11 protein-coding genes are annotated in these 12,879 nt (G+C 72.0%); 6 read left to right on the forward strand and 5 right to left on the reverse strand.

Annotation, left to right across the window (positions count from 1 at the left end):
* Window positions 1-113 precede the first annotated feature (113 nt).
* Window positions 114-1,019 carry an alpha/beta fold hydrolase gene (locus tag ACFY0T_RS22860; protein ID WP_388873470.1) on the forward strand — a complete coding sequence of 302 codons (906 nt, stop codon included), beginning with the start codon at window positions 114-116 and terminating at the stop codon, window positions 1,017-1,019.
* A gap of 4 nt (window positions 1,020-1,023) precedes the next feature.
* Here the strand turns inward: ACFY0T_RS22860 and ACFY0T_RS22865 are convergent, their stop codons facing one another.
* The 3 genes from ACFY0T_RS22865 to ACFY0T_RS22875 all read right to left on the reverse strand — a co-directional run bounded on the left by ACFY0T_RS22865 (window position 1,024) and on the right by ACFY0T_RS22875 (window position 5,283).
* Complete coding sequence (locus ACFY0T_RS22865; RefSeq protein WP_388873473.1) at window positions 1,024-2,778, reverse strand: ABC transporter ATP-binding protein; 1,755 nt, start codon at window positions 2,776-2,778, stop codon at window positions 1,024-1,026.
* A 285-nt stretch (window positions 2,779-3,063) separates the two neighbouring features.
* Complete coding sequence (locus ACFY0T_RS22870; RefSeq protein ID WP_388873476.1) at window positions 3,064-4,026, reverse strand: DMT family transporter; 963 nt, start codon at window positions 4,024-4,026, stop codon at window positions 3,064-3,066.
* Window positions 4,027-4,296: 270 nt separating this feature from the next.
* Window positions 4,297-5,283, reverse strand: coding sequence for an alpha/beta fold hydrolase (locus ACFY0T_RS22875; protein WP_388873479.1), 987 nt, complete (start codon window positions 5,281-5,283; stop codon window positions 4,297-4,299).
* A gap of 364 nt (window positions 5,284-5,647) precedes the next feature.
* On the opposite strand from ACFY0T_RS22875, the gene ACFY0T_RS22880 reads away from it, so the two are divergent.
* The 3 genes from ACFY0T_RS22880 (at window position 5,648) to ACFY0T_RS22890 (ending at window position 8,472) form a co-directional block, all read left to right on the forward strand.
* Window positions 5,648-6,733, forward strand: coding sequence for an S-(hydroxymethyl)mycothiol dehydrogenase (locus ACFY0T_RS22880; protein WP_388873482.1), 1,086 nt, complete (start codon window positions 5,648-5,650; stop codon window positions 6,731-6,733).
* The gene (locus tag ACFY0T_RS22885) at window positions 6,733-7,362 is read left to right on the forward strand and encodes an MBL fold metallo-hydrolase (protein ID WP_388873485.1); all 630 of its coding nucleotides are present in this window, start codon (window positions 6,733-6,735) and stop codon (window positions 7,360-7,362) included. Before ACFY0T_RS22880 ends, ACFY0T_RS22885 begins: the two co-directional genes overlap by 1 nt.
* 195 nt (window positions 7,363-7,557) lie before the next feature.
* Window positions 7,558-8,472, forward strand: coding sequence for an SDR family oxidoreductase (locus ACFY0T_RS22890; protein ID WP_388873488.1), 915 nt, complete (start codon window positions 7,558-7,560; stop codon window positions 8,470-8,472).
* Window positions 8,473-8,486: 14 nt separating this feature from the next.
* On the opposite strand, the gene ACFY0T_RS22895 is transcribed toward ACFY0T_RS22890, so the two are convergent.
* Entirely contained in the window at window positions 8,487-9,026 is a 540-nt protein-coding gene (locus tag ACFY0T_RS22895; RefSeq protein WP_388873491.1) for a hypothetical protein, read from the reverse strand.
* Window positions 9,027-9,076: 50 nt separating this feature from the next.
* On the opposite strand from ACFY0T_RS22895, the gene ACFY0T_RS22900 reads away from it, so the two are divergent.
* Window positions 9,077-9,874: an SDR family NAD(P)-dependent oxidoreductase gene (locus tag ACFY0T_RS22900; protein WP_388873494.1), complete on the forward strand. Its 798-nt coding sequence runs from the start codon at window positions 9,077-9,079 to the stop codon at window positions 9,872-9,874.
* Here the strand turns inward: ACFY0T_RS22900 and ACFY0T_RS22905 are convergent.
* Window positions 9,852-11,246: a pyridoxal phosphate-dependent decarboxylase family protein gene (locus ACFY0T_RS22905; protein ID WP_388873497.1), complete on the reverse strand. Its 1,395-nt coding sequence runs from the start codon at window positions 11,244-11,246 to the stop codon at window positions 9,852-9,854. The genes ACFY0T_RS22900 and ACFY0T_RS22905 overlap by 23 nt on opposite strands.
* A 60-nt stretch (window positions 11,247-11,306) precedes the next feature.
* Here ACFY0T_RS22905 and ACFY0T_RS22910 point away from each other — a divergent pair, with 60 nt between their 5' ends.
* Window positions 11,307-12,740: a PLP-dependent aminotransferase family protein gene (locus tag ACFY0T_RS22910; protein WP_388873500.1), complete on the forward strand. Its 1,434-nt coding sequence runs from the start codon at window positions 11,307-11,309 to the stop codon at window positions 12,738-12,740.
* Window positions 12,741-12,879: the final 139 nt, after the last annotated feature.

A 12,879-nucleotide genomic window follows, 5' to 3' on the forward strand; every position in this document is an offset into this window, starting at 1 on the left:
CGACATCTCGAAGCGTGGAGGACGGCCGCGTCACGCATGCCCGGAAACGGGAGGCTTCAGCAGGTCGGATGACGTGCGAGGTTAAACATCAAGCTTAGAAGGAGAACTGTTCCATGGCCAAGGAACTCAAGGACATCGCGTACGGCGAAGGTCTCGACGGCCGGCTGATCGACGTGTACCTCCCGGACGGTGAGGGGCCCTGGCCGCTGGTGATCTGGAGCCGCGGCTCGGGCTGGCTGGCCGACACCGGGCGGGACGACGCCGACGTGGTCGCCCGGCAGCTGAACCCGCGCGGCTTCGCGGTCGCCGGCCTTGCCATCCGCTCCAGTGCGCAGACCCGTTTCCCCGGACAGCTGCGGGACATCGAGGAGGCGATCCGCCACCTGAGGACGAACGCCCCGTCGTACGGCCTCGACCCCGACCGCATCGGAGCACTCGGCGAGTCCTCGGGCGGCTGGGCAGCGGCCATGGCCGCGCTCACCGTCGACGGCATCCGCGCCGCCGTGGCCGTCTACCCGCCGACCGACCTGCTGAGCATGGACGAGCAGATGCTCCCCGGCACACTCCAGGAGTTCACCCTCCCCCAGTCTCAACTTCGTTCGACCGGGGGGACCCCCACCCCCGGCAGCCCGTACGGCCATGACGACCCCGAGTCCGCGGAGTCCCGCCTCCTCGGCGGCCCCCTCCAGGAGCGGCCCGAACTCGCCCGCCGGGCAAGCCCGTTGACGTACGCCGACCAAGACGCCCCGCCCTTCCTGATCCTGCACGGAAAAGGCGACCGGATCGTCCCGTACCGCCAGGGTGAACTCTTCTACCAGGCGCTCGCGAAGGCGGGCGCGGACGTCGAGCTGATCACCCTGCCGCATGCCGACCACGGCCCGTGGAACGACTTCCTGACCGACCCGCGCGTGAAGCGGGAGGCACTCACGGTCTCCTCGCGCGAGGGCGAGCGGACCGGGGCGCGGCCGTGCGACCCGAGCTGGGACACCGTGGTCGACTTCTTCCACCGGCACCTGTAGGCGCTCACCCGGCGGTCGCGAGGAACTGCGTGGCGGCCAGTTCGGCGTAGAGCGGGTCCGCGGCCACCAGTTCGCGGTGGGTGCCCACGGCGCGGACGCGGCCCGCGTCCATGACGACGATGCGGTCCGCCATCGTGACGGTGGACAGCCGGTGCGCGACGACCAGGACCGTGGTCGTCCGGGAGACATCGGCGACGGTGTCGCGCAGCGCGGCTTCGTTGACGGCGTCGAGCTGCGAGGTGGCCTCGTCGAGGAGCAGCAGCCGGGGGCGGCGCAGCAGGGCGCGGGCGATGGCCACGCGCTGGCGCTCGCCGCCGGACAGCTTGGTGCCGCGATGGCCGACCAGCGTGTCCAGGCCGCGCGGCAGCCGGGCGACGAGGCCGTCGAGACGGGTCGTCTTCAGCACGCGCGCGAGGTCGGTGTCGTCGGCCTCCGGATTGCCGAGCAGCAGATTGTCGCGCAGGGAGCCCGACAGCACGGGGGCGTCCTGCTCCACATAGCCGATGGCGGAACGGAGTTGCGGCAGATCCCAGTACTCCAGCTCACGGCCGTCGAGTGTGATGACGCCCGCCTCGGGGTCGTAGAACCGCTCGATGAGCGAGAAGACGGTGGTCTTGCCCGCGCCGGAAGGACCGACGAAAGCCGTCATGCCGCGGGCCGGGACGGCGAAGGTCACACCGTGGTGGACGTACGGCAGATCGTCGGCGTACCGGAAGCGCACGTCGTCGAAGGCGAGCGCGGCGGGCTCGGCGCCCGGGGTCGGCAACGGCGCGGGCAGGGCGGCCGGTTCGGCGGGCAGTCGCAGCGCCTCCTGGATCCGGGCGAGCGCGGCGGCACCGGTCTGGTACTGCGTGATCGCGCCGACCACCTGCTGGATCGGCGACATCAGATAGAACACGTAGAGGAGGAAGGCGACCAGCGTGCCCACGTCGATCGCGCCGGTCGCGACCCGGGCGCCGCCCACCGCGAGCACCGTGATGAAGGCGATCTGCATCGCCAGACCGGCCGTATTGCCCGCGGCCGCCGACCACTTGGCAGCCCGTACGCTCTGCCGCCACGACTCCTCCGCCGCCGCATGGATGGTCTGCTCCTCGCGGTGCTCGGCGCCGGACGCCTTGACCGTGCGCAGCGCGCCGAGGATCCGCTCCAGCGAGGCGCCCATCACACCGACGGCGTCCTGTGCCTGCTTGCTCGCCCGGTTGATGCGCGGCACGATCACCCCGAGCACCGTTCCCGCGCACAGGATTACCCCCAGGGTGACGCCGAGCAGCACCACATCGACCAGGCCCATCATCACCACCGTCGCGACGAGGGTGAGGCCGCCGGTGCCGAGGCCGACGAGGGAGTCGGTCGTGACCTCGCGCAGCAGCGTCGTGTCGGAGGTGATCCGGGCCATCAGGTCGCCCGGCTCGCTGCGGTCCACGGCCGGTATGCGCAGCCGCAGCAGATACGACGACAGGGCGCGCCGCGCCCCGAGCACCACCGACTCGGCGGTGCGCCGCAGTACGTACGAACCCAGCGCCCCCACCGCCGCGTTGGTGACCACCAGCGCCGCCATGCCGAGCAACGCCCGCCCGATGGGCCGGTCGTGCGACAGGTCGTCGATGAGACCCCGCGCCACCAGCGGCAGCACCAGACCGGTGGCCCCCGTCGCGAGCGCCAGCAGCGCGCCCGCCAACAGCGCCCATCGATGCGGTCGTACGTACCCGAGCAGCAGGCGCCACGCGGGCACGTCGGTCTCGGCGTCGGTGATGCTCACGGCGCTCCTTGCGGGAGTCGGTGCGGAGCACTCAGGCTACGTCGACGGGGGCGCGGACCGAGAAGGGGGCAACGTCCGCGCACGGTCGGTCAGTCGAGGGCGCCGTCGGGCGGACGAGCGGGCGTGCACCTGTGCCCCCGCAGACCTTCACGAACCGTGCGGTCGTGAGCGCTCTGAGGCGGATCGGAGGGCGCTTCGGACGCGACCGAGGAAGGGTCGAGTACGCCGGCGTCCCGGTCCGGTCCCAGAAGGGCCCTGGGACCGGACCGGAACAGTGCCTGGTGGCTAACGGCCCCGGCGGCCGACTCCGACGGGGACGGCCAGGAGGACCAGGCCCAGACCGAGGACGGCCAGCCCGCACCAGGAGGCGGCCGGAAGGCGCTCATCGAGGACCGTGACACCCAGGACCGCCGCGACGGCGGGCTCGGCGAGGGTCAGCGACGTGGCCACCGATGCGGGGGTGCGGCGCAGTCCGTGCCCGAAGAGCCGGTAGGCGAGGTAGACGGTGAACAGGGCGAGGTACACGGCCACCGCCGCGCCGCGGGCGGTGGCGAGCCAGTGCATGTCGACGCACAGCACGAGCGGCAGGACGAGCAGCCCGGCCGCCCCGAACAGCACGCCCATCACCGCATCGGAAGGGTGTCCGCGTGTGATGAGCCTCCCGGCGATCAGCGAGTAGGCGGCGTACGACAGCCCGGCGCACGCGGCGAGCACGACGCCCGTCAGGTCCATCGGCGTGGCCTGTCCGGTGAGCCCGGGGCCCAGCACCAGAAGGGTGCAGCCCAGCACGGCGGCCGCGGTGGCGCCCATCCAGCGTGCGGTCGGCCGGGCCCGTCCGGTGATCCAGGACAGCAGTCCGGCGAAGACCGGCGCGCTGCCCAACGCGATCACGGTGGCCACCGCCACGCCGGTCCGGGCCACTGCCGGGTAGAAGCTGACCGGATACCCGGCCACCGCCAGGGCTCCGAGGACGAGCAGCCACCGCTCGGGGCGCGTGCAGGCGCCGGGCAACGAGCGGGCGCCGCGGGAGGTGAGGAACAGCAGGATGCCGCCGAGGGTGAGACCGGCGCAGCCGACGGCCGCCGCCGGCGCACCGGCCGGGGCCAGGGAACTGGCGGTCCCGGTCGTACCCCACAGCACGGCCGAGGTGAGGATGGGCGCGGGACCGCGGAGGAAACCGGTACGGGAGGGGCGCGGGCCGGCGGCGGCCGGGCGCGCGGGAGCCAAGGGGGAAGTGCGGTTCGGCACAGTCGTGATCTTCCGTCGTCGAATGCGTCTGGGACTCGATCCGAAACGGGCGCACGACATAACCCTCTGACCGCCCAGCGGGGCGGCCGGGGCCGGGGATCAAACCGTCAGTGTCCGCGCCCGGTCAGGCGCAGAGCGGCGGCAGAACGACGTGCCAGTAGGTATTCACCCCGCGACCATACCTGGCCGGAACGCGACCGCGGGCGCCGGGCCGGGACGATCACCTGGCACTGCGGCGATCAGCAACGATGAGCCGGTTCCCCGCACCGCTCAGACCGGCAGGGAGGCGAGCCATTCGGTCAGATGCCGGTTGACCTCCTCGGGGCGCTCCTGCTGAGCCCAGTGGCCGCAGCCGTCGAGAAGGTGCAGGGAGCGCAGGCCGGGCAGGGTGGTGGGGTAGGCGTCGATCGCGTCGGCCAGCCAGGTGGTGGAGGCGTCCAGGGCACCGCCGAGGAACAGCGACGGTTGGGTGATCGGGGCACCGTCGAAGTCGGCGAGGTCCTCCCAGTCCCGGTCCATGCTGCGGTAGCGGCTCAGCGCACCGCTCAGACCGGTTCGCTCGAACTCCCCGGCGTAGACGTCGAGGTCGTACTCGCTGAGCCAGGCGGGCAGCCGGCCTGCGGGGAACCGGTCACGCAGCATGCCGCCGCGGCTCACGAAGTGCGGGTCGGGGGCGCCGGGTGCGGGCATGGTGTCGGCGGAGAGTGCGGCGTAGAAACCGGCGAGCCAGCCGCGTACGTCCGGCTCGATCTCGGCCTCGGCCCGGCCCGGCTCCTGGAAGTAGGAGACGTAGAACTCCTCCTCCCCGCCCATCCGCGCGAAGACCTCGCTGGGCCGCGGCCCGCCGCGCGGGGAGTAGGGAACGCTCAGCATCCCGACCGCGCGGAAGACATCGGGCCTGACCAGTGCGGAGTTCGCGGCGATGGTCGAGCCCCAGTCGTGCCCGACGATCACTGCGGTTCGCTCGCCGAGCGCATGCACCACGGCGGCGTTGTCCTCGACCAAGTCGAGCATCCGGTACGCGGCCGCACCGCTGGGCTTCGAGGAACGCCCGTAGCCGCGAACGTCGATGGCGGCGGCACGGTATCCGGCCGCTGCCAGCACCGGCAGTTGATGACGCCACGAGTACCAGGACTCCGGGAAGCCGTGCACCAGCAGGACCAGCGGCCCGGCACCCTGCTCCACCAGGTGGATCCTGCCGCTGGGAGTGGGGACCAGGCGATGGGCGACGTCCGTGACGTGGGCGGGCTGCGACATGAATCCTCCGAGGCTGCCGATCTGCCGATCTGCCGTGCGTCGAGCGCACCAGCGCCGCGAGTGCGGCGGTTTCTACGGTGATCCTGCGACTGCCACCTGACCCCCGCGAATCTTGTTGCCGGTTCGGCAAGGCGGTTCGGGGAGGTCGCGCCTCGCCGATGCGACTACCGCGCTCGCCGGGAGGCGCGGGCCGCCGAACTCGGCGTCGAGCCGGTCGCCCTCGGTGCCGTGCCGGAGGAGGAGCTGCCGCCCCTCGTCGCCGCGCGCACCGGGGCGAGGCGCCGAGCGTCACCTGGTCTTCTACCGGTCGGTCACACCGTAGGGTCGGTTGACGGAACGTCGATCTATGGAAGGGCTTACTGACATGGCGCAGGAAGTACGGGGTGTGATCGCACCGGGCAAGAACGAGCCGGTGCGCGTCGAGACCATCGTCGTGCCGGATCCGGGGCCGGGCGAGGCCGTGGTGAAGATCCAGGCGTGCGGGGTCTGCCACACCGACCTGCACTACAAGCAGGGCGGCATCAACGACGACTTCCCGTTCCTGCTCGGCCACGAGGCGGCCGGGATCGTGGAGTCGGTCGGCGACGGTGTCACGGACGTCGCACCCGGCGACTTCGTCATCCTCAACTGGCGTGCGGTGTGCGGACAGTGCCGGGCGTGTCTGCGCGGGCGTCCCTGGTACTGCTTCAACACGCACAACGCGCGGCAGAAGATGACCCTCACGGATGGCACGGAGCTGTCCCCGGCCCTCGGCATCGGTGCCTTCGCCGAGAAGACGCTGGTCGCCGCCGGGCAGTGCACCAAGGTCGACCCCGCTGTGTCTCCTGCCGTGGCCGGGCTGCTCGGCTGCGGAGTGATGGCCGGGATCGGCGCCGCCATCAACACCGGCAACGTCGGCCGGGGTGACACGGTCGCCGTCATCGGCTGCGGTGGCGTCGGCGACGCGGCGATCGCCGGGTCCCGGCTCGCGGGCGCGGCGAAGATCATCGCCGTGGACATCGACGACCGCAAGCTCACCACCGCCGAGAAGATCGGCGCGACGCACACTGTCAACTCCCGTGAGACCGACCCCGTCGAGGCCATCCGCGAACTGACCGGCGGCTTCGGCGCGGACGTCGTCATCGAGGCGGTGGGCCGCCCGGAGACGTATCAGCAGGCCTTCTACGCCCGTGACTTGGCGGGCACGGTCGTGCTCGTCGGCGTCCCCACCCCGGACATGAAGCTCGAACTGCCGCTGATCGACGTCTTCGGACGCGGCGGCGCCCTCAAGTCGTCCTGGTACGGCGACTGCCTGCCCTCCCGCGACTTCCCGATGCTGATCGACCTGCATCTCCAGGGACGCCTCGATCTGGGCGCGTTCGTGAGCGAGACGATCGCCCTGGACGAGGTGGAGCCGGCCTTCGAGCGGATGCACCACGGCGATGTGCTGCGCTCGGTGGTGGTGCTGTGATGACCGCGCGCATCGAACACCTCGTCACCTCGGGCACGTTCTCGCTCGACGGCGGCACCTGGGAGGTCGAGAACAACGTCTGGATCGTCGGCGACGACCACGAGGCCGTCGTGATCGACGCCGCCCACGACGCCGACGCGATCGCCGAGGCGGTGGGGGACCGGCGGCTCCTGGCGATCGTGTGCACACACGCTCACAACGATCACATCGACGCCGCTCCCGCCCTCGCCGAGCGCACCGGCGCCAGGATCTGGCTGCACCCCGACGACCTGCCGCTGTGGAAGCTGACCCACCCCGACCGCCTCCCCGACTCCTGGCTGCAGGACGGCCAGGTGATCGAGGCGGCCGGAGCCGACCTGACGGTCATGCACACGCCGGGGCACGCACCGGGCGCGGTCTGCCTGTACGACCCCGGTCTCGGCACCGTCTTCACCGGGGACACGCTCTTCCACGGCGGCCCGGGAGCCACCGGCCGTTCCTACTCGCACTTCCCGACGATCATCGAGTCGATTCGCGACCGGCTACTGCGCCTGCCGGCCGACACGGTCGTGCGTACGGGGCACGGCGAGACGACCACGATCGGGGCCGAGGCGCCGCACCTGGAGGAATGGATCGCGCGCGGCCGCTGACGCCGAAGCGCGAGGGCACTGACGCCGAAGCGCTCGGGCGCTGACGCTTACGCGTGCGGGCGCTGACGCTCACGCACACCGGGACACGACGGATCGCCTCGGAGAAACCTGACAGAAGATGTCCGGCTTCCGGGAGACGCTCGGAGCAACACCGACGGGAAGGCACCGTCGGTTCCACGAGCACGGAGGTCGGACATGTCAGGGCCGCTGGAAGGCAAGGTCGCACTGGTCGCCGGAGCGACCCGGGGAGCGGGCCGCGGGATCGCCGTGGAGCTCGGCGCGGCCGGCGCCACCGTCTACGTGACCGGGCGCAGCACCCGCGAGCGGCGTTCGGAGTACGACCGCCCGGAAACCGTCGAGGACACCGCGGACCTGGTCACGGAGGCGGGTGGCCGGGGCATCGCGGTCCCCACCGACCACCTCGTCCCGTCGGAGGTCGAGGCCCTGGTCGCACGCGTCGCGGACGAACAGGGCCGCCTCGACGTCCTGGTCAACGACATCTGGGGCGGCGAAAGACTCTTCGAGTGGGACACCCCGGTCTGGGAGCACGACCTCGACAACGGCCTCAGGCTGCTGCGCCTCGCCGTCGAGACGCACGCGATCACCAACCACCACGCGCTTCCCCTGTTGCTGCGCCATCCCGGCGGCCTGGTCGTCGAGATGACCGACGGTACCGCCGACTACAACCGGAACACCTACCGCGTCTCGTTCTTCTACGACCTCGCCAAGTCGTCCGTCCTGCGGATGGCGTTCGCCCTCGGACAGGAACTCGGCCCACACGGAGCCACCGCCGTGGCCCTCACACCCGGATGGCTGCGCTCCGAGATGATGCTCGACAACTACGGCGTCACCGAGGAGAACTGGCGCGACGCACTGGAGCGCTCCCCGCACTTCGGCATCTCCGAGACGCCGTACTACGTGGGCCGTGCCGTCGCCGCCCTGGCCGGCGACCCGGACGTCGCACGCTGGAACGGGGAGTCGCTCTCCAGCGGGCAACTAGCCCAGGTGTACGGCTTCACCGACCGCGACGGCAGCCGACCGGACGCCTGGCGCTACCTCGTCGAGGTCCAGGACGCGGGCAAGCCGGCGGACACGACGGGGTATCGCTGAGCGGACGGGCCCGATCACGTGTGCAGGTGAGGCAACGGCAGCGGCCATCGCGCGGAATGCCCGGGCGGGAGGGCCAGGTCCTCCCGGACCGCCCTGTAATACCCCTCACGCCCGGCGCGTTGCCGTTCGAGCAGGGCCTGCCACGCCTCCGGATCGTGCGTTCGCTCTCTCAGGAACTGTTCCATCTCCATGACCAGGACGACCCATGCGCGGGCCTTCTCCACCACCTGCGGGCTGCCCAGGAGCACCAGCGCCTCGCCGGAAGGATCCCTGGCGAAGGTGGCCTCGGCGAGGAGGGGGGCCGCGTCCTCGGGCGACAACGGGTGCGGGTGAGGGTCGTTGCCGAGGTGGGACGCGACCCGGTAGGTCAGCGTGACGGACTTCTTCAGGGCCCGTGCGTAGTCGGCGTACACCGCCAGTCGCCGCTCCTCCCAACGGGCCACCTGCTCCCGGCGGAACCGGGCCTGATCGCCCCGCACGATCGCCAGATACGAGCCGAGGGCGCCGATGACCACGCCGATCAGCGCCGGGAGTTGTTGTATGAACGCGGACATGGGCGCACGGTATCTGTCGCGGCGACGATCTTGGCAGTACCTTCCCTGCCATGACTGCGATGAGGCGCTTCGAGGGATACGGGGTTCTGATCACGGGCGCGGCCCGCGGCATCGGCGCGGCGACCGCCCGACGGCTGGCCGAGGAAGGCGCCCATGTGCTCGTCACCGACGTGGACGTGGCCGAGGCGGAGAAGACCGCCGCTTCGCTGCGGGAACTCGGCGGGCGGGCCGAGGCGTTCGGGTGCGACGTGGGGGAGCGGGCGCAGGTCGAGGCGGCGGTCGCGTACGCCGTGGACGCCTTCGGCTCGCTCGACGTCCTGGTCAACAACGCGTGTTGGTGCACCCCCGACGAGCCGCTCTTCGAGGACGAGCCGGACGAGGTGTGGGCCCGCGACCTCGACATCACGTTGACTGGCGCGTACCGCTGCGCCCGCGCGGCACTCCCGCACCTCGTGGCCTCCGGCCGTGGCGCCATCGTGAGCATCGGCTCCGTCAACGGCATCCAGGACTTCGGCAACCACGCCTACAGCGCGGCCAAGGCGGGTCTCATGTCGCTGACCCGCACCCTGGCCGGGCACGCCGCCGCGCGGGGCGTGCGCGTCAACATGGTGGCACCGGGCACGGTCCGCACCGCGGCGTGGGAAGGCCGCGAGGACGACCTCGCCCTGGCCTCGGAGGTCTATCCGCTCGGGCGGGTCGGCGAACCGGAGGACATCGCGGCCGCCGTCGCCTTCCTCGCCTCCCGGGACGCGGCCTGGATCACCGGGACGACCCTGTGCGTGGACGGGGGACTGCTGGCGGTCAACACCGGTTTCCAGCAGGCGGTCAAGCGCCACAGTGGCGCCTGAGGGCGTCGCACACGCGGTCCGTGTCCGCCTCCGACGTACGCCAGTTGCTGAACGCCGCCCGCAGCGCGTGCGTCCCGGCGTAGAACGTCGGCGTCAAGAAGGCCTCCCCCGAGGCGGCGACCGCCTGGGCCAGCGCGTGGACGCGCTCCTCGCTGGGCTCGTCGGCGAGGGTGAAGCAGACGACGTTGAGCCGGACGGGCGCCAGGAGCCGCAGCTGAGGAACCTCCTGCGAGATCCACTCGCCCAGCCGCCGGGCGAGCGCCACGTTCCGCTCGACGATCTCGCGATGCCCCTCACGCCCGTACGCCATCAGCGAGAACCAGGCCGGGAGCGCGCGCAGCCGACGCGAGTTCTCGGGAGTGAGGTGCAGGAAGTCCGGCTCACCGGTGGGCAGGCCGAGATACGGCGACGCGTTGTGGAAGACCCGCACCTGCAGGTCCTGGCGGCGGGTGAACTGGACCGCCGCGTCGTAGGGGACGTTCAGCCACTTGTGCAGGTCGACACAGACGGAGTCGGCCGCGTCGAGGCCCTCGACCAACGACGCGTACGACGGTGACAGCGCGGCGAAGCCGCCGAACGCGGCGTCCACGTGCAGCCAGAAGTCGTACCGTTCCTTGAGCGCGGCGACGGCCCGCAGATCGTCGAAGTCGACGGTGTTCACGGTCCCGGCGTTCGCCACGACCACGGCCGGGCGCCCGTCGAGCGCATCGAGGGCGGCGGCGAGCCGCTCGACGTCGACGGCCTCGCGGTTCCCGGACAGCACGGGCACCGGACGCAGCCGGTCCCGCCCGATGCCGAGCACGGACAGTGCCTTGGCGACACTGGAGTGCGGGCTGCCCGAGAGCACGTCGACCGGACCGAGCGCGCCGACCCCCTCCCGCGACACCGATACGCCTCGGCGCTCGCCGAGCCACTCCCGCGCGATCGCCAGGCCCACCGTGGTGGAGACGGTCGCCCCGCTCACGAACGCACCGCTGTGCGTCTCGCTCAGTCCGAACAGCTCACGCAGCCAGCCCAGCGTCTCGCGCTCCAGGGCGGACGCGGACGAGCCACCACTACCGGACACGTTCTGGTCGTACGCGCTGGTCAGCCAGTCCCCGGTGAGCGAGGCGGGCGTCACACCGCCGGTGACGAAGCCGAGGTAGCGCGGGCCGGCCGACCCGGAGAAACCCGGCGCCCAGCGCTCGGCGAACCGGGCCAGCGCACCCTCCGCGCCCGCTCCCTCGGCCGGAAGGGGCTCCGGGGCGGGCGCCTTGTCGAGGTGGGCGACGGGCCGCTCGTCGAGACCGCTCACCTCCCGCGCGGCGAAGTCGCGGGCGGACTGCAGGAGGCCGGGGAGCCGGTGGAGGTCGTCGGCGAGCGTGGGGTGCATGGCGGCAGCGTAGGCAGACGGCGGGCGGAAATCCTGGTCCAGTTGAGGGAAACTGGACCAATGCAGAGGGGATTCTCCAGCGACACCGGACCAGCGCAGAGGGGATTCGCCGCCGCGCTCGGCACCTGGCGCACGAAAGAGGGCCCGCTCGCGCGGTCGCTGTCCGCGGCCGTACGCGAGGCGATGATCGACGGCCGTCTCCCCGCAGGCACCCGGCTGCCGTCCGAGCGCGAACTCGCCCGCACCCTCGACCTCAGCCGCGGCACCGTCGTCACGGCCCTCACCCTGCTGCGGGACGACGGCTGGCTGCACACCCGGCACGGCAGCGGCAGCGTCGTACGCCTTCCCGCGCGCCTCACCGAGCGCACCACACCGTGGTCGCTCGACCGGGGCGGCGCGCGCGACGCGGACCTCGACCTGACCCTCGCCGTCACGGCGGCACCCCACGAGGCCTACCGCGCCGCGCTGGGCCGGGCCGTCGAGCGCAGCGCCGCCCTGCTCGTCGACTCGGGGGTGGCGACACCGGGACTGCCCCGACTGCGCGAACTCCTCGCCGCGCGGTACACCCGCGCGGGCCTGGCCACCCGCCCCGAGCAAATCCTGGTCACCTCGGGTGCGCAGGCCGCGCTGACGCTCCTCCTGGACCAGCTGCACACCGACCGCAGGGCGCCGGTCGTGGTGGAGAGCCCCAGCTATCCGGGTGCGCTGGCCATCCTGCGCCGGCGCCGGGCCCGGCTGCTGCCCGTGCCCGTGACGGCCGCGTACGGCTGGGACACGGAATGTCTCGCCGAGACCGTGCGCGGCAAGGGCCCCCAACTCGCCTACCTGATCCCCGACTTCCACAACCCCACCGGAGCGCACATGACCGCCCCGGTCCGGGCCGAGGTCGCCGCCCTCGCCGAGCGGCACTCGCTGACCGTCGTCGTCGACGAGACCATGCGCGAGCTGGACCTGCGGACGCCGCCCCGGCCGGAGCCGCATCTCTCCGGAGCGCGAGTGATCCAGATCGGCTCGGCGAGCAAGGTGCTGTGGAGCGGGCTACGGGTCGGCTGGATCAGGGCGGGCGCGGACCTCGTACGCGAGCTGGTGCGCAATCCGCTGCAGGCGCAGTTGTCGCCACCCCCGCTGGAGCAGCTGATCGCGGCCGAGCTGCTGCGCGAAAGCAGAGGCGAAGGTGACGGCGAAGGCGATGGCCTGGACGAGATCCTCACCGACCGCCGCACCCGGCTGCGCACCCAGCGTGACCACCTCGCCGGACTCCTCACGGACACGGCATGGACGTACACCTTGCCGGACGGCGGACTCTCCCTCTGGCTGCACCTCGGCGAGGACACGACGGCCACGGAACTGGCGGCACGCGCCGCGGAACGGGGGCTCGCGGTCTCCCCCGGTCCGCTGTTCGCCGCCGACCGAACGACCCTGGCGCACCACCTGCGGCTACCGTTCACGGCGACACCGGACGTGCTCACGCGCGCGGTGGAACTGCTGCGGTAGCCGCGAGGCCGGCGGGTCTTGGCGTGAATGCGCCAAATCGCAGCGCCGACCACCGTCACCATCGGCCTGGGGACCTGGCACGGCTCTCCAGCCGTTCAGTGTGGGCTCGGTCATAACTCCCGGCGGGCATCCCATGTCA

This window comes from Streptomyces sp. NPDC001530, assembly GCF_042894545.1.
Taxonomy (GTDB): domain Bacteria; phylum Actinomycetota; class Actinomycetes; order Streptomycetales; family Streptomycetaceae; genus Streptomyces.

Excerpts from the sequence above, each read along its gene's own strand:
- ACFY0T_RS22900 (WP_388873494.1), top strand. The coding sequence starts at position 9,077 with ATGACTGCGATGAGGCGCTTCGAGGGATACGGGGTTCTGATCACGGGC.
- ACFY0T_RS22885 (WP_388873485.1), top strand. The coding sequence starts at position 6,733 with ATGACCGCGCGCATCGAACACCTCGTCACCTCGGGCACGTTCTCGCTC.
- ACFY0T_RS22890 (WP_388873488.1), top strand. The coding sequence starts at position 7,558 with ATGTCAGGGCCGCTGGAAGGCAAGGTCGCACTGGTCGCCGGAGCGACC.
- ACFY0T_RS22880 (WP_388873482.1), top strand. The coding sequence starts at position 5,648 with ATGGCGCAGGAAGTACGGGGTGTGATCGCACCGGGCAAGAACGAGCCG.
- ACFY0T_RS22875 (WP_388873479.1), bottom strand. The coding sequence starts at position 5,283 with ATGTCGCAGCCCGCCCACGTCACGGACGTCGCCCATCGCCTGGTCCCC.
- ACFY0T_RS22895 (WP_388873491.1), bottom strand. The coding sequence starts at position 9,026 with ATGTCCGCGTTCATACAACAACTCCCGGCGCTGATCGGCGTGGTCATC.
- ACFY0T_RS22860 (WP_388873470.1), top strand. The coding sequence starts at position 114 with ATGGCCAAGGAACTCAAGGACATCGCGTACGGCGAAGGTCTCGACGGC.
- ACFY0T_RS22910 (WP_388873500.1), top strand. The coding sequence starts at position 11,307 with ATGCAGAGGGGATTCTCCAGCGACACCGGACCAGCGCAGAGGGGATTC.
- ACFY0T_RS22905 (WP_388873497.1), bottom strand. The coding sequence starts at position 11,246 with ATGCACCCCACGCTCGCCGACGACCTCCACCGGCTCCCCGGCCTCCTG.